Here is a 15,566-nt window from a genome sequence, read left to right on the forward strand (position 1 = left end):
TTAATTAATTTAAAAAGGTGGTGAAATGGGTGTTTCTAGAGAAATTGATTTCTATTGGTGAACCTTTCCTGGCCCACGGTATGACAGCTGCCGAGATCCTCCACCAGGTTACGGATGTCTCAACTGACGGAAGGTTTCTCGAAAATGTTATCGTTGTTGAGTTAGCTCGCGAGGAAGATCGACTGAAGTACGCTACATTGCCCCTCATGACCTGGGGAGAATACAATGAAATAGGGGGTAGGGAAAAAAAGAAAGGCGGCAAGAAAAAAAAGGCGGCATTCGTAGCGGATACCGCTCGCGGCCTGGCCCTGCCCTATGCTTTGGCTTCCGGTGGCAATCCTACCGTGCCCCAAGGGCGCTACGGGGTAGCCGTATACCCGGCTTACCCTAATAGTGTATCTAAAATGACGACCTCGAACGAGGTGGCCAGGTTTCTCCGCAAGAGGCTGGATAAAACCCTAAATTTGCCTGTAGACATAGTTGGAAGTGATCTAGAGGCCATTGCCGGGCAGATTAGCGACCTGATGGAAAAAGTAAATGCAAATGTGGTTGCTAAAGAGAACCAGGGATATACCTTGATAGCCATAGTATTTCCTGAGGACGACGAAACTTACCTTTATATGGACAGAGCACCGGTGATGGGTGATCGCCGATACATCCTGGTAGGAGAGAGCGAGCTTTATCCCGGCAAGTATATTGTCGCCGACGTTGCTAAGTTAGAGAATTGTTTTTGGGAGTCCAAGATGGCCGAGGGGATGGAAAAGGGACGGCGGGAAAAATGCTCAATCTGCGGAAAGCAGGAAGAAGCGGTTTCACCTTATTGTAAAGCCTGGAACTGGCTGAGTTACACTTGGGATGCGCCCCTTTCGGAGAGATTTCGGGGTGATAAGCCGGACCTGTCCGGAGCAGTGGGGGCCTTGTGCCGGTCATGCTATTCGTCCCTGATTATGGGGGCAGGTATTTTTAGTGAGATTTCAGCTCCCCTGCCATATTACCTGACCAGGGAGCTTTTTCTTCCGGTAGCTTCAGCAACCGGTAGGGATTCAGCCAAAAAGTCCAAAACCAGGCTTCCAGCCATCCACGGCTGCGCCCTCGTTTTACCTTTCCGAAAAGGAATAGACGTTGCTGAGAGCGGAGAGATGCTGAAGGAAGCCTTGGATGCCTTTCGCAGTAAAAACATGCGCAAGGGCAAAAACGACCTGGCCCTTGCCGCCATCACCGGCTTTGAAGCTGTTTTACCTGGTGACTTCAACAGTGACGATTACCGCCTGACCATCGTCTACTACCAAGCATCCCAGGCCGATGTTCAACTGCGGGCGGTGATTGAGGATGTGCTGCCTTCCACACTGAGAATTCTAGCCGACTATATGCCCCAGGTGGCCGACGAAGCGGCGGAAGTCAAACGGAAAATAGCCGTTACAGAAACCGACTTCATGGCGGACAATTACCGCTCTTTATTCTATATCTTAATCAGGGCCTATGGCGGCGGCTACCTGTGGCACACCCTGCGCTCTGTTTTAAACCGGCGGCCGGTAAACAGGGAAAGATTTGTGCGGGGGGCTGCTCTGCGCATGAACGGTTATGCCGGCCGGCCTGACGACAGATCTTTTTGGGGTTTAAGGGAAGAGGTGGCTTTTTACCTGGCTTTCGGGAAGTTTTTAAACTTCTATAATAACGAGATTTTAAAGGAGGGTTCCACTGTGTCAGACTGGCGCCAGATGCTGGACAAGATCGCTAAAACAGCACCTGATCAATTGACTTTTAGTAATGTGGAAGAACTGGGCTTTGCCGCCGGGTACCTCACTAACCGTTTTGGGCGCTGGTACTATTATAATACTGGCGGGAACAAGGAAAAAAAATCAGAGGGAAAGGACTTTATCAAACACCGGGTAATGACTTTTGGTTCCAAGCTAACGCCGGACATGGTCTGGCGCAAGGCCCTAAGCCGCTTTCAAGAATATGCCGTTAAACTGGACATCAATTTGCCTGATGATTTTCGACGTCGCGCCGGGGTAGTGGAGAGCGAATTCAGACGCCTGCGCCAGCAGGTGGAAAGAAACCGGGATGAGTTTATGGGTGCCTTTTGGAGTGGCTATATGCTGGCTCCCGAGGCTGCTAAAGAGGGGAGTTAAAACAACAGCGTATCTTGTTTTTAATTATAGTTAACTAATTACTGTGTACTCAAAAAGTTTGCAAAATCTAACACTATTTAAGAGGGGGACTATTTAAATGGCAGTTTCCAGCGGAGAAATTTTATTTGTCAAGGCTGTTAAGGATGGGATACCCAACCGAGATCCTTTGAATGACTCAGACGCCAGGCGTATTTTCGGGGAGGACGACGGCAGGATATCACTTTCCGACGTCAGCATTAAAAGGGACGTACGGGACTATGTGCTGGCCAAGTACCCGGATGGGGGCGGTAAAGGCGGCCGCTACTACGTTTTCTGCCGAGAAGAGAGAACGCCCGATGGCAAGCTGCTGGGGCGGAACAGTCTGGCGGATGCTATTTTGGAAAGGGCGGGCCACAAGGAGCACCCGGACAAGCCTGCAGCTTTGCTGGAGTCCGCCTTCGATATGCGGGTTTTCGGCGCGGTTTTTAGTGTGTCCAAAAAAAGCTTTCATAAGACCGGCCCGGTGCAGTTTGGCTGGGCTCACTCTATGCACCCGGTGGAAACTAGGTATGTCCAGGGAACAGTAGTCATGCCCAGTAGTGATGTGGGTGATACCGGCAAAGAGGAAGGCAAGGAACAGGGTACCATTTGGACCACCTATACCTTGCCATTTGCAGTTTTTGTCATGCCGGGAGTGATCAATGCCTCCATTGCGGAAGAAACACAAATGAGCGAGGACGATCTGGAACTGCTGTTAGAGGGACTCTGGAAGGGCACCCTGCACAGGCAGGCCCGCGGCCGGGGTATCCAGCAGCCGCTCTTGTTAATTCACGTGGAATATAAGGACAAGTTTTTCCGCATCGGTTACCTGGAAGAATATCTCAACCTGGAGCCGGGGCGAGACGCCTGGCTTGGTGGACAGCCGCCCACTTCACTGGAAGAAGTAACCTTGGACGTTTCAAAATTAGCCGAGCTTATTGGCAGTAACGGCTCCCATTGTGACAAGATCGCCAGGGTGCGCTGGATAAAAACTCCGGGTTTAAGGATAAAAGGTAAATTGCCGGGGGAAGAGTGGAAAATGTGGTAGGCACCTCGTGTAAGGAGGTCAATAGAAAGTATGTATGACCAAGTGCTGGTTTTTAGCATTAAAGGCTCCCTGGCTCATTTTCGTCAACCCGATACTACTGCTACCCATGCCACCTACCCCTTTCCCCCCAGGCCCACTATCCACGGCCTGTTGGCTTCGGTGCTGGGTATAAACTTTGATGAGGAAGCGGGAGCGGCCTTTTTGAATGAAGAACATTTTGTGGGTCTGTGCCTATTGAGGCCGGTGCGTACGGTCTGCGCCCAAATGTCCATGCATGGGAAGGGCTTCACCGGGGGCGGAGGAGATTCTTTTAACCGGCTGACTACCATTGAGCTGGTGGTGTCTCCTCACTACCTGATATATTACACCGGTAGCAGACTGGGTGAGCTGGCGGAGCGGATCAGAGCGGGGCAAAGCGTTTACCACACTTACCTGGGATCGGCTTATTGCCTTACTTTCCCCATTTTCCATGGCATATACCCACTGATGGAGATAGCGCCTGGGGAAGGTGAGTATTTACCCTTTTCCTGCGTGGTACCCCAGGGGGTTATTCAGGAGATTTTGGTTGAGTCCGGAGGAAATTACGCCGTGGCCAGGGCCCTTCCCTACCGTCATGCCGGTGGCCGGGTTTTCGAGCAGACGATGAATGTCATTTACGAAACAAACTGCAGGTCCCTTAAAGTAAAGACTCAAAAATCACCGGAAATTGACTGTAAAATACTAAGGTTGCCCGAAGGCAAGGTGGTGTGCCTGTGGTAAAGGGCCTTCCACTGGATGAATGCATTGCCCGCCCGGCCGATGGAAACAAAACATACCCTTTAAAGGAACACCTGCTGGCCGTGGCTGAGGCTTGCGGCAACCCGGCCGGAAACCGTCCGGAGCGGCTGAGGTTTCTGGCGGGGCTGTTGCACGACGCGGGAAAAAGCAGCAGGCGGTGGCAAGAATACATTCAGGGAAAAACTAAAAAAGGCGTGCCCCATGCCTATGCCGGAGCCATGTTCTTTGCAGCTGTTTTTGCCGATCTTCTGGAGGTCTGGCGACCGGCCAGGCAGGAAAGAAAGAGTCTGTGCCACCTGGCTGTCAACCTGACCCAGTTCCTTTACAGCCACCACGGCAGGATTGAAGACATTAACGGTGATTTTCCACCGTGGACGGGGAGCAATGCACCCATTGATATTCTGGAGGTGGACGTCCCGGGCATAATTAATCTGATCGCACCTTACTTCCCGGAAATAGATGACTGGCTGCATATGTACATCAAAGAACCACAGTCTCTGGTGGAAAAAATATCATCCATAGCTGGTCCTGACTGCTGGCCCAGGTGGACAACTGAGATGTCCACCTGGGTGGAAAAACTATTAAGGGACGGAAACCCGTACGAGTTAGGGGCACGCCTTTGCCTTCAGCAAGAGAATTCCCGCCTGATAACCGCCGACCGCTTGCATGCCGGAAATTTCACTGCTGATGAGAATAATTACCTGTCACCGACCCAGGCCGTCTCGGCCTGGGACAGGATTCGGCAGTATTGCAGCGTACGCAGAAGTGAAATGACCGGGCAGGCCGACCAATCAATCCTGGAGGTTCGGGATAAATGGCGGCAGATTGCGGTGGATAACTTCCTGAAAGAACAGCAGGAGAGAATTTTTACCCTAGAACTGCCTACGGGTTACGGCAAAACCATGACCGCCCTCTCTGTGGCCCTCCAAGCCGTTGCAAGGGGCCTGTGCAGGAGGATTATTTACGTAGCACCTTACCTTTCTATCTTGTCCCAGGCTGCCCTGGAAATAAGGAGGGCCAGCGGGCTTCCTGTGCTTACCCACCACCATCTCTCTGCCCTTCAGGGCTTGGTGGAGCAGGAACTGGCGGAAGATTTGCTCCTAGAAACTTGGCAGGTGCCGGTAGTGGCCACCACTTTCAACCAACTCTTCCTGGCCCTCTTTCCTTATCGCGCCCAAAATACCCTGCGGTTGGCCGGCCTGAGGAATGCCTTTGTAATTGTTGACGAACCTCAGATCATCAACGCTGACGCCTGGAACCTTTTCCTGGTGCTGGCTGAAGCTACAACTGCCGAACTAGGCGCGAAATTTTTGTTTGTCACTGCAACTATGCCCCGTACCGACGGTGGAGTTTTTGGCCGAGTAGTTTCCCTGGGCCGGGCTGAACCTGTTTCAAACCGCTACCAGGTGGAGACCGGTGGTACAGAGGATGAATATTCCCTGGCGGAGAGGGTGCTTAAGTCCTATCATATTTGCGGTTCCACGGCGGCCATTTTAAATACCGTGCAGGACGCCGCTGGAGTTTACCAGCGGGTGCGCGGTGAGTTGCCAAAAGGCGAAGTGCATTTTCTCTCCGGGCGGATGACGCCCCTGCATAAAAAAGAGAGGATCGCCGCCATCAAATCCTCCTTAGAGAACGGGGGTGCCCTGGTTGTATGCACCCAGGTTTTAGAGGCCGGGGTGGACTTAAGTTTCAGAGAACTATTCCGGGCTTTGCCGGTGATTCCGTCTCTGGTGCAGGCGGCGGGGCGCGTAAACCGGCACGGTGAAAGTGAGAAGGGCGAGCTTTTTCTCTTTGAATTTTTGCGCGGCGGGGAAAAGAAAACCAGGTCTTATGTTTACAGGGACGGGGAGCAGCGGGAGATAACCGACATCTGCCTGGCTGAAAACAAAATGTTTGACGAAGCTACAGCCGAACAACTTGTCCGCCGGTATTACCAGATGTGCTTTCAGCGTAACACCCGCCAGGCGCTGCTGGAAAAAATTCTGGAAGGCGCCCGGGGCTACTATACAGCACCGGCGGGGCTGAGTCCCTTTGGTCGACAGATACCTCAATACGGTGTCTTCGTGCCACTCGTTTTTGGCAAATTGCCTCCGGAAGTGGACCTGGCCATGAAAAAATTTGGCTGCCGCAACCCGGACGAGATCTGGGAGAGGTATGCTGCCAGGGGGTTTTTGTCCTCCCTGGAATATACTGATAAAAAGCAGTTCGTGGGTCTGATGCAGCACTTTATCGTCCAGGTGCCTGAGGAAACAGCCAGGGAAATAGGGGAGCCAGTGGAAAACAAAGCTATTTTGCGTATCAAGGTAGATTCGCTTTACTCCAGGGAAACAGGTCTTTCCTTTATTGCCATAGATGATGAAAAAGAGATCTGGTTTATTTAGTTGCGTTTAATTAAAGACTGTCATTATGAAGACTATTTATTAACCGGACTTTGGCGACAAATATTTCCTTGTCTTGTGATACAAGGGCTCTAGTGCCTTACTTTATTATGTAGTAGCGAATATTTTTCATTTGCCGCAAAGGCGGAGGGAGGACCTGTGCGTATAGGGTGAACCGAACCGGCTCGACCGGGAAGGGAAGGAGTGAAACACATGACAATAAAGAAGCTCACTTTTCGCTGCCGCGTTTTGACGCCCATTTTCCTGGCCGGTGCGGACGGGGCAAAAGGTGACGCAGTTCCGGAGTTGCGTGCCCCTTCGCTGAAGGGCGCCATGCGCTTCTGGTGGCGGGCCGTCCAGGCCGAAAGTGATTTGGCGCGGTTGAAAAAAACAGAGGCCGGGATTTTTGGCGGAGTTGGCGAGGAAGAGGGGAAAAGTATCTTCAGGATCAGGATGAGTGGGAGGGCGCTCTTGCAAACCGCTAATTATCAACTGCTGCCGCACCACAGCGGCGGCGGGGATTGCTTTTGCGCGGCAAAGCAAGGCGGCAGGTGCAAAAAGGGAATGAAGCGAAGCGCCATTTCTCCGGGGCAGGAGTTCTTTGTCAAATTCTTTTACGACCGGCCTCTTGTGGCATTTCCCCCGGAACGGTTGCGGGCTCTTTTCACTTTAACTTCAATCCTTGGCGGGCTGGGCAAGAGAAGCCGCCGGGGGTTCGGCAGCTTTGAAATCAGCGGTGTCGATGACCGGGGGGTGGGAAGAGAAACAAGCCTGGAGTACATTATGGAACTGCTGAACATCCTTGCGCCGGGCAAATACCGTATTGATAATAACAGTATAGTGTTAAACGACGCCTTTAACGGGCAATATCCCTTTATCCGGGAAATAGCCATCGGCAGGCAATGCGGTTCGGCGAAGGAATTGCTGAAAACCATCGGAAGGGCTTCTCACAACCATGATGAAGACTACCTCGGCTTTGCAGGCCCAAAGGGGCGGCTGGCCTCACCGGTCTATGTCACAGTAATATCCGGACGCGGCCGGTTCCGGCCCGTTATCACTACGCTGAACACCGCGAGTGAAAGACCCCTGTGCGGGAACATCGCAGTGCAACAAGCTTTCAAGGTGGCGGTTTTATGAAGTATTTGTTTCTTTTCAGCATCAGCCCGGTGCAGGACTTCATTGTCCAGGCGCGGAAGACGCAGGACCTGTACGCCGGCAGCTTTATCCTTTCCCACCTTTGCCGGGTGGCCGCGGAGAAGGCCCGTATGGTTTACAATGCGCGCATTATCTTTCCGCATCTTGCCAATGAAGCCCTGATAAACCGTTTTCTGGCGGTGGTGGACGACGGCGATAGGGAAAGAAACCTGGCCATGGGCCGGGATCTGGAGAATACAGTGCGGGATACTTTCAGGCGGATGGCCGGGAAAATCCTGGCAGGGATGAAAGTGGCCTGCACCCCTAAATTTCTCGAAAGTTATTACGACCAGGTAAACAACTTCTGGCAGATATTCTGGGTGTTTCAGGAATACCATAGTGGGTGCTATGCGGAATCATACCGGAAGGTAGAGCGGGCTCTGGGAGCGGTGAAGAACGCCAGGCAGTTTGCCTCCTTTTCCCAGGAACCGGCGCGCAAATGCTCTATCACCGGCGAACACAACGTCCTTTTTTTCCGGGAGGGCCAGGATAAAGGCTTTGTCCCCGATTTTGCCGTGCCGCTGCCGGCCGGGTTGCCTTTAAAATACCTGGATGAACGGGAAAAGCTGGGTGCCATTGCCTTTATCAAACGCTGTGCTGTTAAATATTTTTTAACTGATGAGTATATCGGGAAATTCCCCTCCATTAAATATACGGAAGAATTCCCATCCACGGCGGATATCGCCCTGATGGACGTGCTGCACAGGTGGCTCCAGCCGGCGGTGCTGAAAAATGTAAATGCCGCAGCCCTATTTGACTTAAAAAACAAAAGGCCGCTACCAGCCCATTTATCCCCTCTTGAGCAGAGGGAAACACAGAAGGCTTTTGAGTTTTTCCGGAAGCGGGACATCTACCTGACACCTTACTATGCGGTGATTCTTTTCGACGGCGACAATATGGGCAGGTGGCTTGCCGGTAATTTTCTATCAGACATTAACTCCTTGGAGGAATTTCAAAATGAGCTGAGCAGACAGTTGGGTCTGTTTGCTGAAGCTGCCCGGCGAGAAGTCCTATCCGGACCCAGGGGAAGGACGGTTTACGCTGGAGGTGACGACTTTCTCGGTTTGATTAATGTGAAGCATTTATTAATTGTTTTAAAAGAACTCAGGCGCCGGTTCGACGAGATCGACGTAGGTAAATATACGGACAACAAACTTACCTTTTCAGCCGGTGTGGTTGTGGCCCACTGGAAAACTCCCCTGGGCGAGGTATTGAGCCGGGCCAGGCAAATGGAAAAAGCGGCCAAAACGTTGGACGGGGATAAGGACGCCTTTGCCCTGGCTGTTATAAAACATTCCGGTGAAGTGCATGAAACTGTTTATAAGTGGCGACATGACGGTAACTGGACGGTGGACTTACTGGCCGGGCTTGTGGACAAGATAACAACCGGCGGAAATGACGATAAAGAAGCTATGACAGCAGGCCCGGACGCCGCTGGGCAGGAGTTTTCCAACAACTTCATCAAAAGCTTAAATCGTGAATTCATCAAGTTGATGGATGAAGAAGGTTGTCTGTTAGAGGATAACCTGATCCTGGCGGAAGTTAACAGACTTATAAAGAGGTCCTGCCTCCTCCGGAAAAAGCCGGGCGAGTCGCCAAAAGCATATGAACTGCGGAAAAAGCTGGCCGTAAGCAATCTTTATAAAAATGTCGAAGGCCTTTATTACGGCAGCCGCAGTTTGAGAAATTTCCTCTCCGCGTTAAATCTGGCGGGTTTTCTGGCCGGGGAGGTGAGATAAGATGATTATTCGCTTGAATGCGTTGGACACTCTTTTCTTTCGCGATGGAAAACCTTTTACCATGGGTGAGGGCTCCTGGGCCTCCGGTAGTTTTCCGCCGGCCCCTTCCGTATTTTACGGGTCGCTGCGGACCGCTTATTTCGCCCGGCACCCCGAAGATTTCAACAAGGCAAACCGGCCCGGCGATCCTACTGCCGCTCTGAAGATAAGAGGAATCTACCTGCAAGTGGGGGACCAGATCTGCTTGCCTCTGCCGGCCGACTGTGCCGGGTTGAATGAGGAACGAGGTAAAGCCTTGCTTCTGAGACTTGCAAATGCACCGAAAGCTTCCTCCTGCCCGGTCCCGCTGGTCTTGGAATCGCCGGCCGGGGAAGAAGTGGAAGCGGTGGAGGGCGGCGTGCTGGATTGTTTCTCTCTAATTGATTATCTTAACTTGAAAGAAGAGGAATTTTATTATTATAAACTTTCGGAATTCGTTCTGCCGGAGCCCAAAACCGGCATCGGGCTCAATAAGATTACCGGGACGGCTCAGGACCATATGCTTTACCGGGCGGCCATGTGGCGGCTTGAGTCGCCGGTGCGCACGGGCTCCCAAAACCAGGTGGTTTCCTTCCTGGTGGAATTTACCGGCCTGAATTTGCCGGAAAAGGGCATTTTGAAGCTGGGCGGAGAAGGCAAAGCCGTTTACTACGAGACCCTTGGGCCGGAAGAGGGGGAGTCATTATTCTTTGCCGCTCCGGAGCTGCGGGGTGGCAGGTTTAAATTGTACCTGGCCACACCGGCCATGTTTGCCGGCGGCTGGCTGCCCGGATGGTTGGACGAGGAATCTCTGACCGGGTCATACCGCGGTCTGGGCTTGAGGCTGCTGACGGCGGTTACGGGCAAGTATATATCCGTTGGCGGGTTCGATATGCGGGAAAAGAAACCGAAGGTGATGCACCGTGCCGTACCAGCCGGCAGCGTCTACTATTTTGAATTGACCGGCGGTGATCCGGGCGAAGTTGTTAAGGTGTTTCACCGGGCCAACCTGTCGGATTATTGTCCCGAACAGGGTTTTGGCCTGACTTTGGTGGGAGGTGTGGGAAATGATTAAGGTAATTACCACTGTGGGAACATCCCTTTTTAACAACTATCTGGAAAGCAACAGGGATATCGAAAACCCTCTAAAACACTTCAAAAATAAACCGTTTAGGGAGTATCGTAACCTTGCTCCGAGAGCCAGGCAAGTTAAAGAGAAAGTCACCCCATGGGCTGCAAAAAGCATTGAAGCGTCGGCGGAAATTAAAAGCCTGCACAAAATTCAGAAAAAACTGGCCGAAAGTTTGGATGTCTACCTTTTGGCCACGGATACTGCAATATCGGCTCTGGCGGCGGAAATCATCCAAGACAGGTTCGCTGGAATAAAGGATTTCCGGGTGAACTTTAACCTTGGCCACGATGTAATTGGTGGCCTCCAGGTGGATAATTACAGGTTGTTTGTTAAAACAGGCCTGCCCAACCTGGTGAAAAGGATCGAAAAGATTGCCGATAGCTATTTTGGTAATGTTGTGTTTAATATTGCCGGTGGGTACAAAGGGGTTATTCCGTATTTGACAGTCATGGCCCTTATCAATAATTGCGATATTTATTATATCTTTGAAGAATCCCAGTCTGTAATTGAGATCCCCAAAGTGCCGCTGGAAATAAACTATTCGGTATTTGCTAAATACAGCGAGGAGATTGAGCAACTGGAAAATGGTATTGAAAAATACGCAAAAGAAAAAAACAAAAATTATGTCACTTTTTCCGAACTAGAAAAAACTGGGCTGGTGGAACAACTGGAAGGCGACATGGCCTTTTTAAGCCCCCTTGGCTATATCTTTTTGGATAAGTACAGGAGAAACTATTTTGAATTTTACTGTAGCGACGAGGTATGGGAGGAAATCAACAAGCAAAGGGATATCCAGCGGATCCTTGCGGAAAAGTTTAATGAACATATTATCCGGCAGAGCAAAACGGAAACCAAGGGTGTGCACCGGGTATATGACGACGGCAACAATCCCAACAGGATTTATTATTTTGAATATGGAGACAACGTCTATATTTATAAAACGTTCCAGGATGAAGAAGCCGCCAGGGAATTCATCAAAACCCCATTGAAACGGGAAGAGGTAATAAAAAACGCTAAAAAAAGAAAGTGGGTGCTGGCTAATGTATAAAACAGCGAAGCCTCTGTTTTTTATTTGTGAAACACCGCTGCACGCCGGCAGCGGGAATGACCTGGGCATAGTGGACCTGCCGCTGCAGCGGGAAAGGCATACTGGATTCCCCAAACTGGAGGGCTCCGGCGTCAAGGGCTGCATCCGGGAAGCTTTTGAAGAAAAGGGCCAAAAGGGCGAGTTGGTGGTCGGCGGTGTAGAAATCAGCGGAGAGGATGAGTTTAAAAAAGCTATCGCCCTTGCCTTCGGGCCGGAGGAAGGGGACAAGCATGCCGGCGCTCTCGGCTTTACCGACGCCAGGCTCCTGCTGTTCCCGGTGAAGTCTATGAAGGGTGTCTTTGCCTGGGTCACCTGTCCCAGGGTGCTGGAGCGCCTGCGGAGGGAACTGGGCCTTTGCGACATGAAACCGGACTTTGAAGTGCCTCCGGCGAACGCAGCGCCTGCCGGTTGTAACCTGTACTTCAGGGAAAATAAAATTATCCTGGAAGAATATACTTTTAAAATCGACCATAAAGATGACCCTCAATGTACCGCTCTGGCCCGCTGGTTGAGCAAGCAAGTGTTTCCGGACGGGAATATCCACGGCTACTGGCGCGGGAAGGTGGAGAAAGATATCGTGGTACTTTCCGACGACGATTTCCGCGATTTTGTAAACCTCTCCACCGAGGTGGCAACCAGGACGAAGATTGACAATAAGACAGGTACCGTGGCGGAGGGACATTTGTTCACCGAGGAGTACCTGCCCCAGGAGGCAGTGCTTTATTCACTGGTGCTTTTCGGCAGTATTTTCAGTGATGACAAAGGTGTATTTGTGCAAGGGCGGCAGTCCGGAGGTAGTGGAAAAGACGATGAGGTATTGCAGGATTTTATCGCCGGCAACATGCCCCGGGTCATTCAATTAGGCGGCGACGCCAGCACCGGCAAAGGTCTGGTCTGGACAAATTTTTGCCGTTAAAGCGGAGGTGTGAATATGCCGAAGGAAAACACTGTTATAAGGGAGATTGAGCAGGGCCGGGCCATTTTTGCCTACGATAAGGTGAATGAGGCTAAGGAAAAGTTTGCCGAGAACGAGAAAGAGGGGAAGAAAAATCAATCCAAGTACAAGGCTTATACCAAAAAAATTCCCATGTTGATCAAAAACAACGGTCTGGGGGCCACTTTTGCCTTTATTAAAGCGAAGGGGGAACCATCCTATCAGTTGATTTACGAGCAGGTTGGCCAGTGGCTGGAACGATATGACGGGGAGACTTTCGGCAAGGGGAAAGACCTGGCCGGGGTGTTGGTATCCCTACCCTCGCCTGAATATAGGGCGATGACGGGTGAAGTCCTGGCTTTGTTCAATTGGATGCGCCGTTATGCCGAAGGCCTGCTCGAAGGGGATGAAGTGAATGGAGATTAAAGGAAAGATTAAGAAATTTAATGCTGAAAAAGGTTTTGGATTTATATCCTACCAGGAAGAATGTAAACAAAAAGATATCTTTTTTCACATATCAAATATATTGACTAAAGAGCAAAAGCCGACCGAAGGGCTTGAAGTGTTGTTTGTTCCCGGTGAAGGAAGAAAAGGGCCGGAGGCCCAAAAAATAAAAATATATGGAGGTAAAGCGGAATATTCGGGCTATTTTTTGCCTACGGACACTTCAGAAATCCTGGAACCCTTTGCTGTGGACAATGTATCTCTTTTTTTAAACAAAGCCGCTTATTTCGACGGGAAAAAGTTTTGCCACCGGCTGGACCGAAGCGGCAGAGAAATACGCTTGAAGTCTGGTCGTTTCGACAGCATACCCTTTTCCCGGTTGCTTGACCGCCGTAAGGATGCTTTAAACAAATCGGGCCTTTCTCACGAGGTCAGGGAAATGTCTTTGGACTGGCGCCTGGCGGTTGGTCTAGGCGGCGCTTCGGTGCATGAAACAGCCATGACCCTGCACCATGTTTACGGCATACCTTACCTGCCGGGCAGCGCAGTCAAGGGAGTGACCCGGAGCAGGGTGGTGGCGGAATTATTTGAAAATGAGGAGGGGGACAGGCAAAGGGGCGCTTTGGCCGATCCCGGTTTTTGCCTTGTCTTCGGTAGTCCGGAAGACAGCATTGCGGGCGCGCGCCGCGGGATTGTGCGTTTTTTCGATGCTTTTCCAATCTCCACTCCCGCTTTCTGCCTGGATGTGATGACCCCACATTACAGTTCTTATTATACCGGCGACAAGCCGCCTGCAGATTACCACAACCCGGTACCGGTACCATTTTTGACGGTGGAAAAAACAGACTTTATGTTTTTTGTGGGAGCGGAGGAGACGGAAAATACACCTATCGTCGGCGGTGTATTTGACGGCAATACACCCCTGGCGGTTGCTGTCGAATGGATGGAACGGGCGATGCGGGAGCAGGGAATCGGGGCCAAAACGTCCGTAGGATATGGCTATTTTGTGTAAATCCATACCTACCTGGTCTGCGGTTTGCTATTGAACACTAAAGCTTGAGGAAGGTGATCAATATGGGAGTGGTATCCATTTGGGGTAATAAATTTGACATATATCATAGGGGCAATTAAAATGGAGGGCCGGGAAATCAACGTCAGCGGCACCCTGGTATGGTACTACTACATCTGCCCCAGAGAAGTATGGTTAATCGGACACCAGATCAACCCGGACGAAGACGATGCCAATGTCAGCCTTGGCCGTTTTATTCAGGATTATTCCTACCCGCGCGAGCGCAAGGAACTGATTGTAGGTCACAGCAAGATGGACGTATTTAGAGTAAGCGAAGAAGGACTGGTTGTCGGAGAGGTTAAAAAGAGCTCCAAATACCGCAACAGCGCCCGCATGCAATTAGCGTTCTACCTGAGCGAATTGAAACAGCGCGGCATTAAGGCCATGGGCGAGCTACGCTTTCCCAGAGAAAAGCGCAAAGAGATAGTTGTACTGGATGAACAAACGGAGCGGGAACTGGACAGGGTGTGCCGGGAGATACTGCGCATACTTTACCTGCCCAGGCCGCCGGAGCCAAAGAAAATTAACTTTTGCAGGAAATGCGCCTACGCCGAGTTTTGCTGGTCATAGTTTTCATAAATGTGCGGGGGATGTTTTACATGAAAAAAACCCTTTATAGGGAAATATTCGCGACCATTATTACCAGGCCTTTGACGAGATAGTAGGGAATCCGGATTTCGCCTTCCAGGAGCGCAGCCGGCGCCCGCCTAAAAATTACATGAACACATTAATCAGTTTCGGCAATTCCATCATGTATACAATCTGCCTGAGCGAGATTTATAAAACGCACCTCGACCCCCGTATCGGTTACCTGCATGCCACAAACTTCCGCCGTTTTACCTTGAACCTGGACGTGGCTGAAATATTCAAACCAATTATAGTTGATAGGTTGATCTTTACATTGCTCGGGAAGAAGATGATTACAAAGAACGATTTTGACCGCTTGACGGAAGGAGTAATGATGAAAGAAAAGGCCAGAAAATGTTTTGTGGAGAATCTGGACGAAAAATTAAAGAAAACAATCAAGCACAGGGATATCGGACGCCAAGTTTCATACCGCAGATTGATCAGGCTGGAGTTGTATAAGCTGGAAAAACACTTGATGGGGGAAAAAGAATACCAGGCTTTTGTAGCCAGGTGGTAAATAATATTGGAAGGTTGGTGAAGTTGACCTGTTTGTCATCTTGGTTTATGATGTTAACCAGAAAAGGGTGGCTAAAGTCCTGAAAAAATGTCGCCAATACCTTAACTGGGTTCAAAATTCGGTTTTTGAAGGCGAGATTACCGAAGCGAATTTAAAAAAGTTAAAGATGGAATTAGAAAGAATTACAAAAAAAGATGAGGATTCAGTAATATTTTACTATCTGAGGACTACGAAATATTCATCAAGGGAAATAATGGGTTTGAAAAAGGGCGGAGATGAAAATATAATCTAAAACGAAGCATAGAACAGTAAAATTTATGTCGTCTATCTCCAGTAGCGTATAAACGCCGGGAGATCGACGACGCCCCCGATTTTATAAAAGCTTGTGGTATGAGGCCCCCTGGAATATTAACACCATAACCCCGATAGCGCTCCTAATTTAGAAGCCT

General features: G+C 50.5%; 13 protein-coding genes and 1 pseudogene. All 14 read left to right on the forward strand.

What is annotated here, in order from left to right:
- Window positions 1-29: 29 nt before the first annotated feature.
- The 14 genes and pseudogenes from BM299_RS16785 to cas2 all read left to right on the forward strand — a co-directional run bounded on the left by BM299_RS16785 (window position 30) and on the right by cas2 (window position 15,409).
- Window positions 30-2,132 carry a TM1802 family CRISPR-associated protein gene (locus tag BM299_RS16785; protein ID WP_092487144.1) on the forward strand — a complete coding sequence of 701 codons (2,103 nt, stop codon included), beginning with the start codon at window positions 30-32 and terminating at the stop codon, window positions 2,130-2,132.
- A 97-nt stretch (window positions 2,133-2,229) separates the two neighbouring features.
- Complete coding sequence (locus BM299_RS16790; protein WP_092487147.1) at window positions 2,230-3,198, forward strand: CRISPR-associated protein; 969 nt, start codon at window positions 2,230-2,232, stop codon at window positions 3,196-3,198.
- Between the two features lie 30 nt (window positions 3,199-3,228).
- A complete protein-coding gene (gene cas5 / locus BM299_RS16795; RefSeq protein ID WP_092487150.1) occupies window positions 3,229-3,957 on the forward strand; it encodes a CRISPR-associated protein Cas5 in 729 nt (242 codons plus the stop codon).
- Window positions 3,951-6,359, forward strand: coding sequence for a CRISPR-associated helicase Cas3' (gene cas3, locus BM299_RS16800; RefSeq protein ID WP_165608401.1), 2,409 nt, complete (start codon window positions 3,951-3,953; stop codon window positions 6,357-6,359). The genes cas5 and cas3 overlap by 7 nt, the downstream gene beginning before the upstream one ends.
- Window positions 6,360-6,569: 210 nt before the next feature.
- Window positions 6,570-7,493 carry a type III-B CRISPR module RAMP protein Cmr1 gene (gene cmr1, locus BM299_RS16805; RefSeq protein WP_092487156.1) on the forward strand — a complete coding sequence of 308 codons (924 nt, stop codon included), beginning with the start codon at window positions 6,570-6,572 and terminating at the stop codon, window positions 7,491-7,493.
- Window positions 7,490-9,289, forward strand: a complete 1,800-nt coding sequence (gene cas10, locus BM299_RS16810; RefSeq protein WP_092487159.1) for a type III-B CRISPR-associated protein Cas10/Cmr2 — start codon at window positions 7,490-7,492, stop codon at window positions 9,287-9,289. The genes cmr1 and cas10 overlap by 4 nt, the downstream gene beginning before the upstream one ends.
- Before the next feature lies 1 nt (window position 9,290).
- Window positions 9,291-10,382: a type III-B CRISPR module-associated protein Cmr3 gene (cmr3, locus tag BM299_RS16815; protein ID WP_092487161.1), complete on the forward strand. Its 1,092-nt coding sequence runs from the start codon at window positions 9,291-9,293 to the stop codon at window positions 10,380-10,382.
- A complete protein-coding gene (locus BM299_RS16820) occupies window positions 10,375-11,487 on the forward strand; it encodes a hypothetical protein (RefSeq protein ID WP_092487164.1) in 1,113 nt (370 codons plus the stop codon). The genes cmr3 and BM299_RS16820 overlap by 8 nt, the downstream gene beginning before the upstream one ends.
- Complete coding sequence (gene cmr4, locus BM299_RS16825; RefSeq protein WP_092487167.1) at window positions 11,480-12,442, forward strand: type III-B CRISPR module RAMP protein Cmr4; 963 nt, start codon at window positions 11,480-11,482, stop codon at window positions 12,440-12,442. Before BM299_RS16820 ends, cmr4 begins: the two co-directional genes overlap by 8 nt.
- Window positions 12,443-12,457: 15 nt before the next feature.
- Entirely contained in the window at window positions 12,458-12,886 is a 429-nt protein-coding gene (gene cmr5, locus BM299_RS16830; RefSeq protein ID WP_092487170.1) for a type III-B CRISPR module-associated protein Cmr5, read from the forward strand.
- Complete coding sequence (gene cmr6 / locus BM299_RS16835) at window positions 12,876-13,916, forward strand: type III-B CRISPR module RAMP protein Cmr6 (RefSeq protein WP_092487173.1); 1,041 nt, start codon at window positions 12,876-12,878, stop codon at window positions 13,914-13,916. Before cmr5 ends, cmr6 begins: the two co-directional genes overlap by 11 nt.
- Before the next feature lie 120 nt (window positions 13,917-14,036).
- On the forward strand, window positions 14,037-14,543 hold the full coding sequence (gene cas4, locus BM299_RS16840) for a CRISPR-associated protein Cas4 (protein ID WP_092487185.1): 507 nt from the start codon (window positions 14,037-14,039) through the stop codon (window positions 14,541-14,543).
- A 49-nt stretch (window positions 14,544-14,592) separates the two neighbouring features.
- A pseudogene (gene cas1, locus BM299_RS16845) lies at window positions 14,593-15,117 on the forward strand (CRISPR-associated endonuclease Cas1); the annotation flags it as partial.
- A gap of 28 nt (window positions 15,118-15,145) precedes the next feature.
- Complete coding sequence (cas2, locus tag BM299_RS16850; protein ID WP_092487176.1) at window positions 15,146-15,409, forward strand: CRISPR-associated endonuclease Cas2; 264 nt, start codon at window positions 15,146-15,148, stop codon at window positions 15,407-15,409.
- The last annotated feature ends 157 nt before the right edge of the window (window positions 15,410-15,566 follow it).

It is taken from the genome of Desulfoscipio geothermicus DSM 3669 (assembly GCF_900115975.1).
GTDB classification, from domain to species: Bacteria; Bacillota; Desulfotomaculia; order Desulfotomaculales; family Desulfallaceae; genus Desulfoscipio; species Desulfoscipio geothermicus.